Below are 18,012 nucleotides of genomic sequence, written 5' to 3' on the forward strand. Positions count from 1 at the left end.
CAATGCACAATATGAGGTGCTATATAGGGTTCATGAACGAAACGAAGGGGTCGCCGAGATCCCGCGACAAGAGGAAATGCATCATGAACACCAAGGATATCTTCTCTTTCTCCTCCTTCGACCCTTCGAAGATGCAGGAAAGCTTCCGTGACTTCGCCGAAAAGGGCGCCTTCCAGTCGAAGGAAGCCTATGCCAAGATGAAGTCTGCCACGGAAGAAGCCACGAAGACCGTGGAAGCGACTGTCCAGACGGCCCAGGCCGGCACCGTCGAACTCGGCCTCAAGGCCATCGACGCGATGCGCACCAATGCTGATCTCTCGCTCTCGCACATGGAAGCGCTGCTTGGCGTGAAGTCCATGGCTGAACTGGTCGAACTCCAGACCGCCTTCATCCGCAAGCAGGCTGAAGTGACGATCGAACAGGCCAAGTCGATCCAGGAAACCGCCAAGAAGGTTGCCGAAACGATGACCAAGCCGGGCAAGGAAGCTGCCGAAAAGGTCATGTCCTCGCTCAAGGTCGCCTGATCGACCGCGATTGCTGAAAATCCTCCCAAGGATCTTGAGGCCGGGCACAGCGCCCGGCCTTTTTCATTTCCAGAGCCTTTTCACGCAATGCGCAGAAAGGGCTTGAAAAAAAATCCATCTGCTCGTATGTGACCCCTCGACGGCGTCAGCGACGCGGTCATGTGCGGTTGTAGCTCAGTTGGTTAGAGCGCAGGTTTGTGGCACCTGAGGTCGGAGGTTCGAGACCCCCCAACCGTACCATTTTCTCCACATCTCGATCTGGTATCTGCTCCTGAGAGACGCATTGCGTCTTGGCGCGATCCAGCATCGCTCAAATGCGATCGATTCCGTTTACCCGAATGAAAGGCCTCTGACACTTGGTCCTTTCGCCGGCCGCGACTTCCTGCTCTGGTCCTCTGTGTCTGAATGGAGGTCCTTGATGGAACGACGGAATGAGATGCGGCGGTGCTGCGAACTGAGTTCGCTGGTGCTGATGTTCGGCTGCCACTTCCGCGCCTTCATTTCCGACTGGAGCCCAAAGGGGCTGAGACTGGAGCTGAAAGACGGACTGATGCTCGGCGATCACGAGGCCTTCGTCCTGCATTCCGAGCGCTTCGGCGTGTTGCACGCGCAGGTGATCTGGCGGCGGGACGAGGAGGTCGGGGCTCGTATCCGCAACTGGCGAACGGCGGCGGTGGCCGACCGGCATCATTTCATGGGCCTTCACGACTGGGCCGCTCTGCCTGTCCATCCGCATTGATCCGGTCATGAAAAACCCCGCCCATGCTGGCATGACGAGGTTTCCGAAGATGCGCAGGCGCTCTCAGGGCTCAGACGCGCGTGACTTCCTTCACCCAGCCATGCGCATCGGCGACCGAGCCGCGCTGGATGCCGGTCAGCTGGTTGCGCAGCTTCTCGGTTTCGATGCCGGTGCCGGCATTGCCGATGACGAACTCGCCGCCGGGATGACGCACTGTGCCGATCGCAGCAACGACGGCAGCCGTGCCGCAGGCAAAGGCCTCGCGCAGCTTGCCGCTGCGGGCATCCGCCATCCATTCATCGAAGGAATAGGGACGTTCCACAACCTTCAAACCATTCTCGTTGGCGAGCTTGATGATCGAGGCGCGCGTAATGCCCGGCAGGATCGTGCCCGAGAGCGGTGGCGTGACGACGGTGTTGTCGTCCATGACGAAGAAGACGTTCATGCCGCCCAGTTCCTCGATCCACTTGTGTTCGGCGGCATCGAGGAAGACGACCTGGTCGCAGCCACGGCTTGCGGCTTCCTTCTGGGCGAGAAGGCTGGCCGCATAATTGCCGCCGCACTTGGCAGCACCCGTGCCGCCGGGCGCTGCGCGTGTGTAATGCTCGCTGACCCAGAGCGTGACCGGCTTGCTGCCGCCCTTGAAATAGGGGCCGACGGGCGAAGCGATGACGCAGAAGATGTATTCGCGCGAAGGGCGAACGCCGAGGAAGGCTTCGCTGGCAAACATGAAGGGGCGCAGATAGAGGCTGCCTTCGCCTTCCGGAACCCATTTGGCATCGATCTTCACCAGTTCTTCGACCGCCTTCAGGAAAAGCTCTTCCGGCACGTCGGGCATCGCCATGCGCTCGGCGGACTTGTTGAAGCGGCGGGCATTCTCTTCCGGACGGAAGAGCGTGATGCGGCCATCCGCACCCTTATAGGCTTTCATGCCTTCGAAGATTTCCTGCGCATAGTGCAGAACGCTTGCCGCCGGATCGATCTGGAACGGCTTGCGGGCCGAAACCTCCGGGCTGTGCCAGCCCTTGTCGACATGCCAGTGCACCACCGCCATGTGGTCGGTGAACAGTGTTCCAAAGCCAAGGTTTTCGAAAGCCGCGAGCCGCTCGGCTTCCGGCATGGGCGAGGCATTCGGAACGATCTTGAAGTCGAGAAGTGCGGGATTCGTGGTCATGGAGAGCCTGTGCCTGAGCTGTTCACGGTTGCGCTGGCCACGCCGACGGAGCGGTCGCAGCCGGTGCCGTCGTTTGTGCGGTTTGATCCCGGTTTGTCAACAGAAACCGTGCTATCGCGATGCAGCAAAACGCTTGGTCTGCAGGGCCAAAGGCGGTTCAGCCCGTCACGAGCCCGAACAGGAACCAGAAGCCCGCAAGCGAGATGGCGGCTCCCAGCGCCTGCACCAGCCGCCCGCCGCCGATCGGCTTTAAGGCGGCTCCAATCGCAATACCGATTACATGGATCACGCCGGTTGAAACCACGAAGCCGACGGTGAAGGCCGCGGGATCGCTGGCGCGGGGTGCCAGCACCCCATGCGGGTAGCCATGCATCAGCGCAAAGGCTGCAATCAGCGCCAGCGCCACCCATTCCGGCGCCCGCCAGGCGGCTGCGATCGCGCCGCCAAGCACAATGACCGACAAGGCGATCCCGTATTCGATCGGTTGGCCGGGCAAAATGCCGGTCATGCCGATCAGTCCGCCGATGCACATGATCATCGGGAAGGTCGCCGGCAGCGTCCAGACCGATCGCCCGCCCATCTGCGCGCCCCAGAGGCCAACGGCCAGCATGGCAAGCAGATGGTCGAAACCGGCCAGCGGATGGCCGAAGCCCGATCCGAAACCGTCGAGCGGTCCGTCCATGACATGGGCGCTTGCCGGCAGTGCCGAAAGGAGTGCAAACAGAAAGACGGGAAGGCCGAGATGAAGCAAGGGCTGGCGCATGTCAGTATCCATGGGTGATCAGATCGGCGCAGTCTAGCTGCGTCGTTCATGACGGAAAAGCGTCCTCAAAACGCACACCGTTCATCGGCCTACCGCGTCAGCTAAAGATCGCGCGATCTTCGTCCACGGCATCCTGCAGGAATTGCACCACCGCCCGAACGCGCACGAGTTCCCGCGCACTTTCGTGGAACGTCGTCCAATAGGCTCGGCGGATGGTGACCTCGGGCAGCACGCGAACGAGGTTGTCATGCTGCCGGGCTATGTAGCTGTGAAGGATACCGATGCCCGCACCCGCCAGCACCGCTTCGGTCTGGCCGATCGCCGAGGAGATCTCGAAGCCGGCATTCCAGTCGCGCATCACCTCGCCGGTGAAATTCAGCGACGGGGTGAAGATCAAATCCTCGACATAGCCGATGCGTCGATGCGCCTTGAGGTCTTCGGCAGATGCCGGCAGGCCGTTCGATTCGGCATAGCGCTTCGAGGCATAGAGGCCGAGCGTGTAATCCACGAGCTTGGACGAGACGAGGCGCCCCTGATCCGGGCGCTCCAGGGTGACCGCGATATCCGCCTCGCGCTGGGAAAGCGAAAAGGAGCGGGGCACAGGCACGAGCTGGATTTTCAGTTCGGGATGGCGCTCGATGAGCGTGCCGAGCCGCGAGGCAAGGAAGAAGACGCCAAAACCGTCCGGTGCGCCGATACGGACCGTGCCAGCAACTTGCGTATCGGTGCGCCCAAGCCGTGCCTGCACCTCCAGCATTTCGGTTTCCATGCGCTCGGCGGAGGAAAGAAACGCCTCGCCTTCGGCGGTCAGTTCGCAGCCATTCGTGCGGCGGATGAAGAGCCGCGTCTTGAGCGCAGTTTCCAATGACGTAAGCCGCCGTGAGAGCGTGGCGTGGTTCAGGCCCAGCCGTCGGGAGGCCGCGAGGATCTGGCCGGTTCTGGCGACGGCCAGAAAGATGCGAACGTCATCCCAGTTCATGCCCGGGCCTTCTCGGCTTGAAGTCGAGGCATCATGTTTCTAAACCTTGTGCGCCGCTGCTCAAGCCCAGCATCTCTAACCGCCGGTCGAAGTTATCAGCGATGTCCGAGAGCTTGAGCGTTGCAAACCGGGAAAGCAACAGCGCCTCGGCCTCCCGCCGTGCATCTTCAAGCGCTTCATTGACCGATATCTCGACGAGACAACCCGCGTGGTCCGACGCGCTGACGAGGCAGAACAGTTCTGGCCGCTCGAGCGCTTCATAAACATCGAGCAGGCTGATCTGGTCCAGGCTCTTGCTGAGCGTCCACCCGCCGCCATGTCCTTTCTCGGATTGCACATAGCCGCGTTCGCGCAAGCCCGCCATCGTGCGGCGCACGACCACCGGATTGGTGTTCAGCATCCTGGCGATCAGTTCGGAGGTCGCAGGCTCGCTGCGCCGTCCGAGATGGATCAGCACATGCAGCATGCGGGACAGGCGGCTATCCCCGCGCATCGGTCTCCCCTTGGTTTTCTCTCCAACACCGGTAACCCATGCCACTTCTTGCAACAAGTCGAGTTACATCACTTGACAGGGCTTCATCACGTAACTTAAAAAGATACATAACTTTAAAGGTTACATGATGGAGTGTCCGATGAAGTATGATGCAGTTGTTGTGGGTGGGAGTTTCGCGGGTCTCTCGGCCGCCATGCAGCTCACCCGGGCGCGCCGGCGCGTCTTGCTGGTCGATGCCGGCAAGCCGCGCAACCGTTTTGCAGAAGCCTCCCATGGCTTTCTGGGGCAGGATGGCGTCGCTCCCGCAGACATTTTTCAGATCGGCCTACAGCAGCTTGCGCGCTATCCCAACTTCACTTTGCTGGAAGGGCAGGCGGCCTTCGCCGAGCGATGCCTGGGCGGCTTCAGGCTGGCTATGGCTGACGGCGCAGTGATCGAGGCATCCGTCCTTGTCTTGGCCCTTGGCGTGACCGACACCCTGCCATCCATTCCCGGACTTGCCGAACGTTGGGGCCGCACGGTCCTGCATTGCCCCTATTGCCACGGCTACGAGATCGGTGGCGGTCCGATCGGCATCCTCGCCTCGTCGCCGCTTGCAGCCCATCAGGGAAGCATGCTGCCGGATTGGGGCCGGACGACCATGTTCGTTGAACCCGGCATTACCTTCGACGAGGAGCATCATGCCATGCTGCTCGCCCGAGGCGTGTTGCTGGAGACCGAGCGCGTTGTGGAGCTGATCGGTGAAGGAAAGCGGCTGGAGGCTGTTCGTCTGGCAGACGGCAGAGTGGTTGAGATCCATGCCCTCTTTGCCCAATCAAAAGTGTCCATCGCCTCGCCACTGGCATCACAGCTCGGCCTGGAATTGGAAGAAGGGCCGCAAGGTTTCCACATCAAGGTCCAGATGGGCACCACAAGCGAACCCGGTGTCTTTGCAGCCGGCGACGCGGCCAGTCCCATGCACAATGCAACGCTCGCCAGCGCATCAGGCGTCATGGCTGGAATCTCGGCCCATCGTGCCCTCATCGAGACCTCCCTGTGGAAGTAAAGAAACGACCTTACTTCAATCTGCGCACAACAGATGCGTAAATCATCGCGTTGAATTGTGCAATTTAAAGCGCATACTGCCTCCATACAATCTAGGAGGAAACCCATGTATCAGGTAGGTCATTTCATCGGCGGCAAGCATGTCGCCGGCACCTCGGGCCGTAAGCAGCCGATCTACAATCCGGCCACCGGCGAAGTGCAGGGCGAGGTTTCGCTCGCCAGCGCCGAGGAACTGAACGCTGCGGTCGAGAACGCCAAGGCCGCCCAGGCCAAGTGGGCCGCCACGAACCCGCAGCGCCGCGCCCGCGTCTTCATGAAGTTCGTTCAGCTCCTGAACGACAACATGGACAGCTTGGCCGAGACCCTGTCGCGCGAACACGGCAAGACCATCGAAGACGCCAAGGGCGACATCGTTCGCGGCCTCGAAGTCTGCGAATTCGTCATCGGCATCCCGCATCTCTCGAAGAGCGAGTTCACCGAAGGCGCCGGCCCGAACATCGACATGTATTCGATCCGCCAGGCTGTCGGCATCGGCGCGGGCATCACGCCGTTCAACTTCCCGGCGATGATCCCGATGTGGATGTTTGCGCCTGCCATCGCCTGCGGCAACGCCTTCATCCTGAAGCCTTCGGAGCGCGACCCGTCCGTTCCGATCCGCCTCGCTGAACTGATGATCGAGGCAGGTCTCCCGGCCGGCATCCTCAACGTCGTCAACGGCGACAAGTCGGCCGTCGATGGTATCCTCACCCATCCCGATATCTCCGCCGTCTCCTTCGTCGGCTCGACCCCGATCGCCCGCTACGTCTATGGAACGGCTGCGATGAACGGCAAGCGCGCCCAGTGCTTCGGCGGCGCCAAGAACCACATGATCATCATGCCGGATGCCGATCTCGACCAGGCAGCCCAGGCGCTGATGGGCGCCGGCTACGGCTCGGCCGGCGAGCGCTGCATGGCGATCTCGGTTGCCGTTCCGGTCGGCGAAGAAACCGCCAACCGCCTGATCGAAAAGCTGACCCCGATGGTGGAAAGCCTGCGCATCGGCCCTTACACCGATGATAAGGCCGATCTCGGCCCCGTCGTCACCAAGGAAGCCCAGGCCCGCATCAAGGGCCTGATCGACAGCGGCGTCGAAGCCGGCGCCAAGCTCGTGGTCGATGGCCGCGACTTCAAGCTCCAGGGCTACGAGAACGGCTATTTCGTTGGCGGCTGCCTCTTCGACCACGTGACGCCTGATATGGACATCTACAAGACCGAAATCTTCGGACCTGTCCTCTCGGTCGTGCGCGCAAAGACTTATGAGGAAGCCCTCGATCTGCCGATGAAGCATGAATATGGCAATGGTGTCGCGATCTACACTCGCGACGGCGACGCTGCCCGCGACTTCGCCTCGCGCATCAACATCGGCATGGTCGGCATCAACGTGCCGATCCCGGTTCCGCTCGCCTATCACTCCTTCGGTGGCTGGAAGTCGTCATCCTTCGGTGATTTGAACCAGCACGGCACGGACTCGATCAAGTTCTGGACCCGCACCAAGACGGTCACCAGCCGCTGGCCGTCCGGCATCAAGGACGGCGCCGAATTCGTCATGCCGACGATGAAGTAAGCGAACCACCAGCTCCATCAAATTTCCGCCACTCCGTCGCAAGACGGGGTGGCGTTCTCTTGTCAGTCTGTCTCCAATTGTTAGCTTCTCGTTCGGGAGGGCTGATCATGCCGAAAAAGAAGATCCACACGGGAGGCTGCCTCTGCGGCGCGATCCGCTTTGAAGCCGATGCGCCGGCCGCCAAACCCCACACCTGCTCCTGCAAGATGTGCCAGCGCCACACGGGCAGTCTCACCGCCACCTGGGTCGAATTCCCGCGTGAGGCCGTGCGCTGGATCGGGCCTTCAGGCAGTCCTTCCACGTGGCGCTCATCCGAGATCTCGTCGCGCGCCTTCTGCGGCACCTGCGGCTCTTCGATCGGTGCGATCGACGATCAGCCGACGGTGGCGCTCCTGCTCGGAGCCTTCGATCGCACCAGCGCCGCCGATCTCAGGCCCGCCTATCATTCCTACAAGGGTGGCCGGCCGAAATGGTGGTGCATCGAGATCCGCGAGACGTGAACCGTGCAACGGGTGTACGGAGTGTCCGAGCGCACTTGAGTGCGTGTTCCTCTCATGATCAATGTTCAGGCGCGCGTCGCGGGGGATAGCGACGTGCGGGTTTTGATTTAATGAGGGACATTTTATGCAAGAGGCAGTCTTCGGCCGCGCCGACGCTTTGCGCCGCGGCGAGTTTCGCGGCAGCGCCGGTGAGTATTTCGGGATCTGGATCGTCAACATCCTGCTGACCATCGTGACGCTCGGGATCTACTCCGCCTGGGCCAAGGTTCGGCGCAACCGCTATTTCTACGGCAACTCGTTCATTGACGGTCACTCCTTCGACTACCACGCCAAGGGGCTACAGATCTTCATCGGCCGTGCCATCGTTTTCGGCTACATCGTTGGCTACAACATTCTCCTGACCTTCAGCCCGATCGCCGGCGGCATCCTGGCGTTGCTGATGTTCGTGCTGCTTCCCTGGATCGTCATGCGCAGCCTCCGCTTCAATGCGCGCGTTACGAGCTATCGCAACATTCGCTTCGACTTTGTCGGCAAGACCTGGGGCGCCTTCGTCGCGATCATCTTCGGCGGCCTCATCGCCTTCTTTTCGCTCGGCATTCTCGCGCCCTTCGCCAGTCGCTGGCTCTATCGTTACATCTTCAACAACCTGCGCTACGGCGACCGGGCCTTCGAGACAGATCCGAAGATCGGTGCCCTCTATCGCGTCTGGCTGCCGGCCTTCCTGCTGATGCTGGTCGGTGCTGCGATCGGCGGCGGGATCGCCATTTTCGGCTATTACAGCGCCGTCGAAGGAGCAAGTGAGGCCTTCAACGATCTCGAAATGCAGATCATCATGGCCATTTACGGCGCCCTGATCCCGCTCTTGGTGCTTTGGGGGATCGCCGCGATCTTCTACCGCATCGGGGTTCGCAACGTGGTGATGAATGCTGCCCGTTTTGACGGACGTCACCATCTGTTTTCCGACCTCGGTCGCCTGCGCTATTTCTGGATCGTGGTTTCCAACCTCGTGGTCACAGTCCTCACGCTCAGCCTGATGCGGCCCTGGGCAGCGGTCCGCGAGCATCGCTATGTGATCGAGCATTCCGGCATCGTGGTCGATGGCGAACTCGGTGATGTGGTATCCTCGATGCAGGCGTCCGGCTCCGCCGTGACGGCGGAATATCTCGATCTCGAAGGGTTCGATTTTGGCTTCTGACGACAAGCGCATCGCCTCCGGTCGCTGGCATCCTCGGGGCTCAAGCCGGTCGGAGCCGGCGGTCCTCCTTGCGGAGGGCAAGACCCTCTTTGTCCGGCTCGACGCCGGAGGCGATCCGGTGTCTCTGGGAGACCTGGCGCGGACGGAGATATCCGCCCGCGTCGGTCGCATTCCCCGCAGGATCACTTTCTCAGACGGCTCGCTCTTCGAGACCGATGACAACGACGCCGTTGATCTCTGGCTAAGCAAGCATGGCAAGAAGGGGGGCGTTCATGAAATGGAGCGGTTTCACCCGCGTCTGGTTGCCTTCGTCATCGCCGTCGTTGTGCTTGCCGGCCTGATCTACCGTTATGCGGTCCCCGCTCTCGTCGAAGTGGCCGTTCTGGTGACACCGCCGGCGGTCACTGAGTGGATGGCAAGCGGTACGCTTCTGTCGCTCGACCAGGCGGTGTTCAGCGAAAGCCGATTGCCCGAAGCCCGTCAGACGGAGATCCAAGAGGCCTTCAATCAGGTCGCAGTCCTCTCGTCCCGGGGTGTTGCCGGCTACAATCTCAATTTCCGTCAGGGTGGCCCGATTGGCCCGAACGCGTTTGCCCTTCCCGATGGAACGCTTGTCATCACCGACGAACTGATCGAACTGGCCGACGGCGACATGGACATGATCATCGGGGTCCTCGCCCACGAAATCGGCCATGTCGAGGAAGAGCACTCGCTCCGCCAGCTCTATCGCGCAGCCGGAATGGCGGGTCTCATCATGCTAATTGCTGGTGACATCGGAGCGGCCGGCGAGGACATTCTGACCAATGGCGCTGCCCTGATGTCACTCTCCCATTCGCGTGACGCGGAAAACGAGGCCGACCGTATCTCGGTGGAGCTGATGGCCAAGGCCGGCCGTGATCCGCGCGCCATCGGCCGTTTCTTCGCACGGCTGGAGGAAAAGCTCGGTCTCGATGGAGATTCCTCCTTCCTGTCCACCCATCCGGGCACCAGCGAGCGGCGCGAGGCGATCGACAATCACGCGAAAACTGTCGAGGCCGGCGGCTCCTGAGGCGGAGGCCAAGCGGCAGGCGGCTGATGATATATGCCGAAATGCAAGAAGGGGCGGTCCGAGACCGCCCCTTTTGTTTTGACCAGTCTGCCGAAGCTTACTGCGTTGCGCCGTCGTTCAGGCCGACCTTGTCGACCAGTTCGGAAGCGATCTTGCGGTTGGCAGCGATGTCGGCGAGCGGCAGCGGATCAGCCTTGATCGCGCCGAAGCTGGCAACCATCTCGGAAACCTTGGCATTCGGACCGACAGGATATTCGAAGACCTGCTCTGCATAGATGGTCTGCGCTTCGTCGGAAGCCAGGAATTCCATCAGCTTGACGGCATTGTCCTTGTTCGGTGCGTTCTTTGTCAGCGCCATGCCGGAAATGTTGACATGCGTGCCGCGGTCAGCTGCATTGGGGAAGAGAACCTTGACCGAAGCGGCCCAATCCTTTTCTTCCGGATCCTTCTCGTTGGTCTTCATCAGGCCGAGGTAGTAGGTGTTGGCAAGGCCGAGGTCGCATTCGCCGGCATGGATTGCCTTTGCCTGGGCGCGGTCGTTGCCGTCAGGCTTCTTGACCAGGTTCTGCTTCAGGCCTGCGAGCCATGTTTCCGTGTATTCGGCGCCATGGTGGGCGACCATTGAGGCGAACAGGCCGACATTGTAGGCGTGCTGACCGTCGCGCATGCAAATGCGGCCCTTCCACTTGGGATCGGCGAGTTCCTCATAGGTGATCGCATCTTCGGAGACGCGGTCCTTGGAAGCGTAGAGCACGCGGCCACGGGTCGTCAGGCCGAACCAGTTGCCTTCCGGATCACGATACTGCGCCGGGATCTGGCTGTTGATGTTCTCGTCGACGAGCGGCTGGGTCACGCCGCCTTCCTTGGCTTCCGTGAGGCGCGCGATGTCGACCGTCAGGATGACGTCGGCCGGCGAGTTTGCACCTTCTGCCGTGATGCGCTCGACAAGACCCTTGTCGAGGAAGAGCACGTTTGTCTTGATGCCGGTCTCTTTCGTGAAGGCATCCGTCAGCGGCTTGATCAGCTCCGGCTGACGATAGGAATAGATGTTGACTTCGCCGTCTGCCAGTGCCGAGCCGGCCGAAAGGGCCAGCACAGAAACTGCGCCGAGTGCGATGGTACGGATGGATGTCATGGTAGGCCTCCCTCTTTGCGGATTGTTGAGGCGCATATTCATGAAATAGGATAAGCTGTCAATTGCAGTCTAGTTTAATCACCAACACGTGAGTCTAGAACTTGAGTATTTTGGAATTGTTCAAAACTGCAAAAGGCGCTATATAAGCCGCAAGAAAACAGAGGAATCGTGCATGCGTTTGACAAAACAGACAAATTACGCCGTGCGCATGCTGATGTATTGCGCGGCCAACAGCGATCAGTTGAGCCGGATCCCGGAGATCGCCAAGGCCTATGGCGTGTCGGAACTCTTCCTGTTCAAGATCCTCCAGCCGCTGAACAAGGCTGGTCTGGTCGAGACGGTCCGCGGTCGCAACGGTGGCGTGCGCCTTGGCCGCCCGGCCGAGAAGATCACGCTGTTCGATGTTGTGAAGGTGACGGAAGACAGCTTCGCCATGGCAGAATGCTTTGAGGACGACGGTGACGTCGAATGCCCGCTGATCGACAGCTGCGGCCTGAACTCGGCTCTGCGCAAGGCGCTGAACGCCTTCTTTGACGTGCTTTCCGAATACACGATCGATGACCTCGTCAAGGCACGCCCACAGATCAACTTTCTGCTCGGCATCGACGACCTGGAGCCGCGCCGTGTGGCCGCCGCTCCAGCTGCCGCGCCGGCCGCCTGAAAGTCTTCGAATATTTACTTGATCAAACCCGCCGAAAGGCGGGTTTTTTCGTTGCAGGGAAGGGCCTTTGCACCCGCCTTGCTTCCTTCCGGTACTCTGCTACGTTTACGTTCACGGCAATTAAGATCTGCCGGTGGGGGCGACTTGAAACGGGTTGCTGGTGCAAGTCTCTGGGGGGAGCATGTACGACTATGTCATCATCGGTGGCGGATCGGCCGGCTCTGTCCTTGCGGCGCGGCTGAGCGAGGACCCGTCGGTTACCGTCTGCCTGCTGGAAGCCGGCGGTCGGGGTGACGGCATCTTCTCACGCGTGCCGATGGCCGCCGCAGCGATGGTCCCCGGCCATGTGAAAAGTGCCAATTGGCGTTTCTCCACCGTGCCGCAAGCAGGACTGAACGGTCGCCAAGGCTACCAGCCCCGGGGCAGGGGGCTCGGCGGATCGAGCCTGATCAATGCCATGCTCTATGTGCGCGGCCATGCGCGAGATTATGACGAATGGGCCGCACTCGGCTGTGACGGCTGGTCCTGGGCCGATGTTCTCCCCTGGTTCAAGAAGTCGGAAGACAACATTCGTGGCGCTGATGATCTGCATGGCCGCGGCGGCCCGCTGCAGGTCTGCGACCAGAACTGGACGCGCCCGATCAACCAGGCCTTCCTGAAGGCCTGCGAGCAGAAGGGGCATCGGCAGAACGACGATTTCAACGGGCCGCAGCAAGAGGGGGCCGGCGTCTATCAGGCCACCCAGTTCTGGAACGGTCCGAAGCGCGGCGAACGCTGCTCGGCGGCGGCGGCTTATCTCCACGACGTGATGGCGCGGCGCAATCTGACTGTCATCACCGAGGCCCATGTGTCGCGCATCCTGGTCGAGCAGGGCAGGGCAATTGGCGTCGCCTATCGCTTCGGCAAGGAAGAGCGGACCGTCCGTGCGGGACGCGAAGTGCTCTTGTCGGCAGGGGCGCTGCAATCACCGCAGATACTGATGTTGTCCGGGATCGGGCCGGCCGATCATCTGACCTCTCTCGGCATTCCCGTGGTTCTCGAGCGGCCGCAGGTTGGCGCCAATCTCCAGGATCACCTCGACTACACCATGATCTTCCGCTCGCCGGATACCGACATGTTCGGCATGGGAGTCATGGCGACGCGCGATCTGATGCGGGCGGCCAATGAATGGCGCACGGAGCGCATGGGCCATTTGCGATCGACCTGCGCGGAATCAGGCGCTTTTCTGAAGACCGACCCGTCGCTCGATCGGCCTGATATCCAGCTGCATTTCCTTGTTGCGATGGTCGACGACCACGTGCGCAAAATGCACTGGGGCCATGGCTATTCCTGCCATGTCTGCGTGCTGCGCCCGCATTCGCGTGGGACCGTTCGGCTTGCAAGTGCCGATCCGTCCGCCGCGCCGCTGATCGATCCCGCTTTTCTCTCCGATCCGCGCGACCTGGAAACCTTGCGCAAGGGCGCCCGTATGATGGCCGAGATCATGGCATCCCCCGCATTCGATCGCTATCGCGGACCGGAGCTCTATCCAGCCGGAACATCGGATGCGGAGCTGGACGCGGCCATCCGCGCCCGGGCCGATACGATCTATCACCCCGTCGGCACATGTCGCATGGGCTCGGATGCCGATGCGGTGGTCGATCCCGATCTCAGGCTGAAGGGCATAGTGGGGCTGCGCGTCGTCGATGCCTCGGTCATGCCGCGCCTGATCGGTGGCAACACCAACGCTCCTGTCATCATGATGGCGGAGAAGATTGCCGCATCCATCCGGTCCGAACTCCGTGCCACCAGGGAGCGACGCTCGGCCAATGCGGCGGCCAGCAAGAGCGGATTGCATTTCGCCTGAACCTTCCTATTGTCGCGACCCTTGGATGAGGGTTAGGCAAGAGGAAGAACATGCCGCAGGACAACAAGTCGACCGCCCCGCAGGCGGTGATCGTCATGGGCGTCAGCGGCTGCGGAAAGTCGTCGGTCGGCGAGGCGCTCGCGGCCCGTCTCGGGCTTCCCTTCATCGAGGGAGATGTGCTCCATCCTGAAAGCAATGTCGCGAAGATGGCCGCCGGAACGCCGCTCACAGATGAGGATCGCTGGCCCTGGTTGACCGTGATCGGCGAGCGCATGGCCGACGCCTTGGCGCGCGGCGAGGGGATCATCGTTTCCTGCTCGGCGCTGAAGACGATCTACCGCGAGCACCTGCGCGCCGCGACCGGCGGTCGCCTCTCATTCGTCTATCTCGAAGGATCAAGGGACTTGCTCGCCCGACGCATGGGCGCCCGCACCGGCCATTTCATGCCGCTTGGTTTGCTCGACAGTCAGCTCGCCACGCTGGAAGTGCCGACCGGTGAGCCCAGTGTGGTCACTGTCTCCATCGATCAGCCGGTCGAGGGTATCGTTGCCGAAGCCCTCAAGGGTCTTGGTGTCTAAGGGCCAGCCTCAGCCCTCGTAACCCAATAGCGGACCGTAAAGCTCCGGCCGGCGATCTCGGAACAGGCCCCAGCTGGCGCGTTGCCTTGCAATGCCGTCGAGATCGAAGGTCGCGGTCAACACCGTCTCGGTTTCACGATCAGCGGTCGCCACCATCGCGCCGGTCTGATCGCAGATGAAGGACGAGCCGTAGAAAGTGAGCGAAGTGCCCTTGCGGCCGTCTTCCTTGCCAATGCGGTTGGAGGCGATGACCGGCATGATGTTCGCAGCCGCATGACCCTGCATCACCCGCTGCCAGTGGCCGGAGCTGTCGAGGCTTGCATCCTGCGGCTCCGAGCCGATCGCGGTCGGATAGAGCAAGAGTTCGGCGCCCTGCAGTGCCATGGCGCGCGCCGCCTCCGGGAACCACTGGTCCCAGCAGATGCCGACGCCGATCGTTGCGTGCCGCGTCTCCCATACCTCGAAACCGGTATCGCCGGGCGAGAAGTAGAATTTCTCGGTATAGCCGGGCCCATCGGGAATATGGCTCTTGCGATAGATGCCGAGTACGTCGCCGGTGGCATCGACGATGGCGATGCTGTTGAAGAAGGTCTGCCCGGCTTTTTCGAAGAAACTGACGGGAATGACCACGTTGAGCTCTTCTGCCAGTGCTGAGAAGTGCTCGATCAGCGGATTGTCATGGGCGGGTTGTGCGAGATCGAAGAACTCCGCGATCTGGTCCTGGCAGAAATAGGGCGCCTCGAACAGCTCTTGGATCAGGACGATCTGCGCCCCCTTGGATGCTGCTTCGCGCGCGAGCTTTTCCGCCCGTGCGATATTGCCGGGCAGATCCCAGCTGCAGGCCATCTGGGTGGCGGCGACGGTAACGGTGCGGGTCATCTCTTCTCTCCTTAGACGCCAAGCCGGTCGCGCATGCCGTAATACCAGGCGCCGAGCGCGGTAAACGGCACGCGGAACATACGGCCGCCCGGGAAGGGATAGGCCTGCAGTGATGACCAGACATCGAAGCGGCTCATCTGGCCATGCACGGCTTCGCCAAGGATCTTGCCCAGCAGATGCGTCGTCGTCACCCCATGGCCGCTGTCGCCATGCGAAAAATAGACCGTGTCCGACAGCTTGCCCATATGCGGGATGCGCGTCAGCGTCAGCGCGAAGTTGCCGCTCCAGGCATAGTCGATCTTCACGTCTTTCAGCTGCGGGAAGGTCTTCAGCATGTTCGGCCGGATGACGCCGGTCAGGTTCTGCGGATCCTGGCCGCCATAACCGATGCCGCCACCATAAAGCAGGCGGTTGTCGGCGGTGCGGCGGTAGTAGTCGAGCACGTAATTGGCGTCCTCGACGCAGTAATTCGACGGCAGCAGTTCCTCTATCAGACCAGGATCGAGCGGCTCGGTTGCCATCACCTGGCTGGAAACCGGCATCATCTTCTCGGTCACCTTCGGCGCGATCCCAGCCATATAGGCATTGCCGCAGACGAGGATATGCTTGGCCCTGACGATGCCGCCCTCGGTGCAGACGAAAGGTTGCGGGCCGGTATCGAGATGCACGACCTTGGAGTTCTCGAAAATCTTGGCGCCGAGGCTTTCGGCCGCTGCCGCCTCGCCGAGCACCAGATCGAGCGGATGGATATGTCCGCCGTGCCGGTCTATCATGCCACCGACATAGCGGTCGGTCTTGGCATATTTCGCGACCTCGGCCTTGGAAACCATCTCCAGCCCGTCATGGCCATGCTTCATCCAGTGCGCCCGGACATCAGCCATCTCCTTCACCTGTTTGTCGGTGAAGGCTGCGAAGAACCCGCCGTCGACGAGATCGCATTCGATCCCGTATTTCGCTACGCGCTCACGAATGATCCGCCCGCCTTCTAGCGACATCTCGCCGAGCCGATCGGCCTTCTCCTGGCCGTAGCGCTTGGCAATGGTTTCGAGATCGCGGCTATAGCCGTTGACGATCTGGCCGCCATTGCGACCCGAAGCGCCGAAGCCGATGCGATCGCCCTCGAGCACGATGACGGCATAGCCCTTTTCCGAGAGCTCAAGCGCCGCCGAAATGCCGGTAAAGCCGGCGCCTATGATGCAGATATCCGCCGTGTGCTGGCCGTCCAGCTTCGGGCGCACGCGCTTGTCGCGCGCAGAGGCTGCATAATAGGTGGCCGCATGGCCGGGATTGGGTCCGATCGACTTCGTCATGGCTTCACCTCACACGGTCCGGATATAGGCGTCGTATTCGACGTCGGTCACTCGCAGCGAGAACTCCGAGAGTTCCTGCTGCTTGCAGGCGGTATAAAGGCTTCGATATTTCGGCCCGAGCGCCGCATAGGCAAAGCTCGACTTGCCAAAGCGCTGAAGCGCATAGTCCCAGTTGGTCGGCAGGGGCTCGTGGTTGACGGCATGGTCGTCGCCGGAGATCGCGCCACCCGGCGAAAGCTTCTCCTTCATGCCGGCGAGCGCCGCCGACAGGATCATGGCGAGAACCAGATAGGGATTGGTGTCGGATCCCGCGACGCGATGCTCGATGCGGGTCGCAGGCTTCGACGCGGTGATCACGCGCACGGCAGCCGAGCGGTTGTCGAAGCCCCAGGATGCATAGGTCGGCGCATGTTCGGAGGGGCGCAGGCGGCGATAGGAGTTCTGGTGCGGCGCAAAGATCGCCATGCTCTCGCCCATGCTTTCCAGGAGCCCACCGACCGAATGGAAGAGGGCATCCGAGGGGCCATCCTCGCCGACATAAATGTTCTCGCCCTTTTCGTTCAGGATCGAGAAATGCACATGCATGCCGCTGCCGGCCTGGGTGCCATAGGGCTTGGCCATGAAGGTGGCGTCGAGGTCGCTGGCGCGCGCCACGCCCTTGACGATGCGCTTGAGCAATACCGCGTAGTCCGCAGCCGCCAGTGCATCCGGCACGTGGTTGAGGTTGATCTCGTACTGACCGGGACCGTTTTCGCGCAACGTCGTATCGGCCGGCACCTTCTGGGCGCGGGCGGCCGTCGAAATGCCGTGGAAGACCTCTTCGAAGTCCTGCAATTCGGAGATCGACAGCACCTGCGTCTGGCCCGTATGCCAGCGGCCGTCTCTTGTGTTCGGCGGACGCACTGGATCGAGCGCCGAGCGCACAGGATCGATGAGGTAGAATTCGAGTTCTGTGGCAACGACGGGCGTGAGCTTGGCCGCCGTGAAGCGTTTCAGCACATTGCCGAGCACCTGACGCGGATCGGCGTAGAAGCTCTCGCCTTCCTGTGTATGCATCTGCAGGAGAACCTGCGCCGTCGGGCGCGACAGCCAGGTCACGCGCGACAGCGTGCCGGGCACCGGGAAGCAGATGCCATCCGGATCGCCGGTTCCCTCGGCAAGGCCCGCTGCATTCACGTCACGGCCCCAGACGTCGAGTGCATAGACCGAGCGCGGCATGGCCATGCCCTTGGTCAACACATCGATCGCGCGTTCCCGCGGGATCCACTTGCCGCGAGGCACGCCGTTCACGTCAATGACGAAGGCTTCAAGTACTTCAATATCGGGATTTGCCGCGAAGAATTCGCGTGCCTCTTCGGCCATGTCCATGGATCACCGTGTGGCTGATGTCGATCGGGTTCGAAACGCGCGATAGTGCGCGAACGGATGCTGGTCCGCTAACGATAGACGCTTTTCGCGTTATGGATCAAACACCGGCGCATGCCACTGTCCGTCTTTTCCTGATCCCCTCGACCGGCGGCGTTCTTGCGACGCTTGCTGCG

18 protein-coding genes and 1 tRNA gene are annotated in these 18,012 nt (G+C 61.5%); 11 read left to right on the forward strand and 8 right to left on the reverse strand.

The window, feature by feature from the left end; all coding sequences use genetic code 11:
- Positions 1-83 precede the first annotated feature (83 nt).
- The 3 genes from D4A92_RS10600 (at position 84) to D4A92_RS10610 (ending at position 1,263) form a co-directional block, all read left to right on the forward strand.
- Complete coding sequence (locus tag D4A92_RS10600) at positions 84-524, forward strand: phasin (protein ID WP_203012807.1); 441 nt, start codon at positions 84-86, stop codon at positions 522-524.
- Positions 525-687: 163 nt separating this feature from the next.
- Positions 688-764, forward strand: a tRNA-His gene (locus D4A92_RS10605).
- 178 nt (positions 765-942) lie between these two features.
- Entirely contained in the window at positions 943-1,263 is a 321-nt protein-coding gene (locus D4A92_RS10610; protein WP_203012808.1) for a PilZ domain-containing protein, read from the forward strand.
- A 70-nt stretch (positions 1,264-1,333) separates the two neighbouring features.
- On the opposite strand, the gene D4A92_RS10615 is transcribed toward D4A92_RS10610, so the two are convergent.
- From D4A92_RS10615 to D4A92_RS10630, 4 genes are all read right to left on the reverse strand, one after another.
- The gene (locus D4A92_RS10615; protein ID WP_203012809.1) at positions 1,334-2,437 is read right to left on the reverse strand and encodes a branched-chain amino acid aminotransferase; all 1,104 of its coding nucleotides are present in this window, start codon (positions 2,435-2,437) and stop codon (positions 1,334-1,336) included.
- Positions 2,438-2,594: 157 nt separating this feature from the next.
- The gene (locus D4A92_RS10620) at positions 2,595-3,200 is read right to left on the reverse strand and encodes a HupE/UreJ family protein (protein WP_203012810.1); all 606 of its coding nucleotides are present in this window, start codon (positions 3,198-3,200) and stop codon (positions 2,595-2,597) included.
- A 97-nt stretch (positions 3,201-3,297) separates the two neighbouring features.
- On the reverse strand, positions 3,298-4,179 hold the full coding sequence (locus D4A92_RS10625) for a LysR family transcriptional regulator (protein ID WP_203012811.1): 882 nt from the start codon (positions 4,177-4,179) through the stop codon (positions 3,298-3,300).
- 31 nt (positions 4,180-4,210) lie between these two features.
- The gene (locus D4A92_RS10630) at positions 4,211-4,672 is read right to left on the reverse strand and encodes an Rrf2 family transcriptional regulator (protein WP_203012813.1); all 462 of its coding nucleotides are present in this window, start codon (positions 4,670-4,672) and stop codon (positions 4,211-4,213) included.
- Positions 4,673-4,811: 139 nt separating this feature from the next.
- Here D4A92_RS10630 and D4A92_RS10635 point away from each other — a divergent pair, with 139 nt between their 5' ends.
- The 5 genes from D4A92_RS10635 (at position 4,812) to D4A92_RS10655 (ending at position 10,062) form a co-directional block, all read left to right on the forward strand.
- Complete coding sequence (locus D4A92_RS10635) at positions 4,812-5,717, forward strand: NAD(P)/FAD-dependent oxidoreductase (protein ID WP_203012815.1); 906 nt, start codon at positions 4,812-4,814, stop codon at positions 5,715-5,717.
- A gap of 105 nt (positions 5,718-5,822) precedes the next feature.
- Positions 5,823-7,319: a CoA-acylating methylmalonate-semialdehyde dehydrogenase gene (locus D4A92_RS10640; protein ID WP_102019221.1), complete on the forward strand. Its 1,497-nt coding sequence runs from the start codon at positions 5,823-5,825 to the stop codon at positions 7,317-7,319.
- A gap of 107 nt (positions 7,320-7,426) precedes the next feature.
- The gene (locus tag D4A92_RS10645; protein WP_203012816.1) at positions 7,427-7,819 is read left to right on the forward strand and encodes a GFA family protein; all 393 of its coding nucleotides are present in this window, start codon (positions 7,427-7,429) and stop codon (positions 7,817-7,819) included.
- 124 nt (positions 7,820-7,943) lie between these two features.
- Complete coding sequence (locus D4A92_RS10650) at positions 7,944-9,014, forward strand: YjgN family protein (RefSeq protein ID WP_203012818.1); 1,071 nt, start codon at positions 7,944-7,946, stop codon at positions 9,012-9,014.
- Positions 9,004-10,062: a M48 family metallopeptidase gene (locus D4A92_RS10655; RefSeq protein ID WP_203012820.1), complete on the forward strand. Its 1,059-nt coding sequence runs from the start codon at positions 9,004-9,006 to the stop codon at positions 10,060-10,062. Before D4A92_RS10650 ends, D4A92_RS10655 begins: the two co-directional genes overlap by 11 nt.
- Before the next feature lie 97 nt (positions 10,063-10,159).
- Here the strand turns inward: D4A92_RS10655 and D4A92_RS10660 are convergent, their stop codons facing one another.
- On the reverse strand, positions 10,160-11,197 hold the full coding sequence (locus D4A92_RS10660; RefSeq protein ID WP_203012823.1) for a Fe(3+) ABC transporter substrate-binding protein: 1,038 nt from the start codon (positions 11,195-11,197) through the stop codon (positions 10,160-10,162).
- A gap of 172 nt (positions 11,198-11,369) precedes the next feature.
- On the opposite strand from D4A92_RS10660, the gene rirA reads away from it, so the two are divergent.
- The 3 genes from rirA (at position 11,370) to D4A92_RS10675 (ending at position 14,282) form a co-directional block, all read left to right on the forward strand.
- Positions 11,370-11,858: an iron-responsive transcriptional regulator RirA gene (gene rirA / locus D4A92_RS10665; RefSeq protein ID WP_203012826.1), complete on the forward strand. Its 489-nt coding sequence runs from the start codon at positions 11,370-11,372 to the stop codon at positions 11,856-11,858.
- Between the two features lie 181 nt (positions 11,859-12,039).
- Positions 12,040-13,704 (forward strand): GMC family oxidoreductase, encoded by a 1,665-nt coding sequence (locus D4A92_RS10670; protein ID WP_203012829.1) that lies wholly within the window; start codon positions 12,040-12,042, stop codon positions 13,702-13,704.
- A 50-nt stretch (positions 13,705-13,754) separates the two neighbouring features.
- Complete coding sequence (locus D4A92_RS10675; protein WP_203012832.1) at positions 13,755-14,282, forward strand: gluconokinase; 528 nt, start codon at positions 13,755-13,757, stop codon at positions 14,280-14,282.
- Between the two features lie 9 nt (positions 14,283-14,291).
- On the opposite strand, the gene aguB is transcribed toward D4A92_RS10675, so the two are convergent.
- Genes aguB through D4A92_RS10690 form a run of 3 tightly spaced genes read right to left on the reverse strand, consistent with a single transcriptional unit; the run spans position 14,292 to position 17,839 of the window.
- Positions 14,292-15,161 (reverse strand): N-carbamoylputrescine amidase, encoded by an 870-nt coding sequence (aguB, locus tag D4A92_RS10680; protein ID WP_203012835.1) that lies wholly within the window; start codon positions 15,159-15,161, stop codon positions 14,292-14,294.
- Between the two features lie 11 nt (positions 15,162-15,172).
- Positions 15,173-16,471 carry an NAD(P)/FAD-dependent oxidoreductase gene (locus tag D4A92_RS10685; protein ID WP_203012838.1) on the reverse strand — a complete coding sequence of 433 codons (1,299 nt, stop codon included), beginning with the start codon at positions 16,469-16,471 and terminating at the stop codon, positions 15,173-15,175.
- A gap of 9 nt (positions 16,472-16,480) precedes the next feature.
- A complete protein-coding gene (locus D4A92_RS10690; protein WP_203012840.1) occupies positions 16,481-17,839 on the reverse strand; it encodes a glutamine synthetase family protein in 1,359 nt (452 codons plus the stop codon).
- Between the last annotated feature and the right edge of the window lie 173 nt (positions 17,840-18,012).

The sequence above is a fragment of the Rhizobium rosettiformans genome, assembly GCF_016806065.1.
Taxonomy (GTDB): Bacteria; Pseudomonadota; Alphaproteobacteria; order Rhizobiales; family Rhizobiaceae; genus Allorhizobium.

What these genes read in the sequence shown, in the direction of transcription:
- D4A92_RS10600 (WP_203012807.1), top strand. Translation starts at nt 84, where the DNA reads ATGAACACCAAGGATATCTTCTCTTTCTCCTCCTTCGACCCTTCGAAG.
- D4A92_RS10610 (WP_203012808.1), top strand. Translation starts at nt 943, where the DNA reads ATGGAACGACGGAATGAGATGCGGCGGTGCTGCGAACTGAGTTCGCTG.
- D4A92_RS10615 (WP_203012809.1), bottom strand. Translation starts at nt 2,437, where the DNA reads ATGACCACGAATCCCGCACTTCTCGACTTCAAGATCGTTCCGAATGCC.
- D4A92_RS10620 (WP_203012810.1), bottom strand. Translation starts at nt 3,200, where the DNA reads ATGCGCCAGCCCTTGCTTCATCTCGGCCTTCCCGTCTTTCTGTTTGCA.
- D4A92_RS10625 (WP_203012811.1), bottom strand. Translation starts at nt 4,179, where the DNA reads ATGAACTGGGATGACGTTCGCATCTTTCTGGCCGTCGCCAGAACCGGC.
- D4A92_RS10630 (WP_203012813.1), bottom strand. Translation starts at nt 4,672, where the DNA reads ATGCGCGGGGATAGCCGCCTGTCCCGCATGCTGCATGTGCTGATCCAT.
- D4A92_RS10635 (WP_203012815.1), top strand. Translation starts at nt 4,812, where the DNA reads ATGAAGTATGATGCAGTTGTTGTGGGTGGGAGTTTCGCGGGTCTCTCG.
- D4A92_RS10640 (WP_102019221.1), top strand. Translation starts at nt 5,823, where the DNA reads ATGTATCAGGTAGGTCATTTCATCGGCGGCAAGCATGTCGCCGGCACC.
- D4A92_RS10645 (WP_203012816.1), top strand. Translation starts at nt 7,427, where the DNA reads ATGCCGAAAAAGAAGATCCACACGGGAGGCTGCCTCTGCGGCGCGATC.
- D4A92_RS10650 (WP_203012818.1), top strand. Translation starts at nt 7,944, where the DNA reads ATGCAAGAGGCAGTCTTCGGCCGCGCCGACGCTTTGCGCCGCGGCGAG.
- D4A92_RS10660 (WP_203012823.1), bottom strand. Translation starts at nt 11,197, where the DNA reads ATGACATCCATCCGTACCATCGCACTCGGCGCAGTTTCTGTGCTGGCC.
- rirA (WP_203012826.1), top strand. Translation starts at nt 11,370, where the DNA reads ATGCGTTTGACAAAACAGACAAATTACGCCGTGCGCATGCTGATGTAT.
- D4A92_RS10670 (WP_203012829.1), top strand. Translation starts at nt 12,040, where the DNA reads ATGTACGACTATGTCATCATCGGTGGCGGATCGGCCGGCTCTGTCCTT.
- D4A92_RS10675 (WP_203012832.1), top strand. Translation starts at nt 13,755, where the DNA reads ATGCCGCAGGACAACAAGTCGACCGCCCCGCAGGCGGTGATCGTCATG.
- aguB (WP_203012835.1), bottom strand. Translation starts at nt 15,161, where the DNA reads ATGACCCGCACCGTTACCGTCGCCGCCACCCAGATGGCCTGCAGCTGG.
- D4A92_RS10685 (WP_203012838.1), bottom strand. Translation starts at nt 16,471, where the DNA reads ATGACGAAGTCGATCGGACCCAATCCCGGCCATGCGGCCACCTATTAT.
- D4A92_RS10690 (WP_203012840.1), bottom strand. Translation starts at nt 17,839, where the DNA reads ATGGACATGGCCGAAGAGGCACGCGAATTCTTCGCGGCAAATCCCGAT.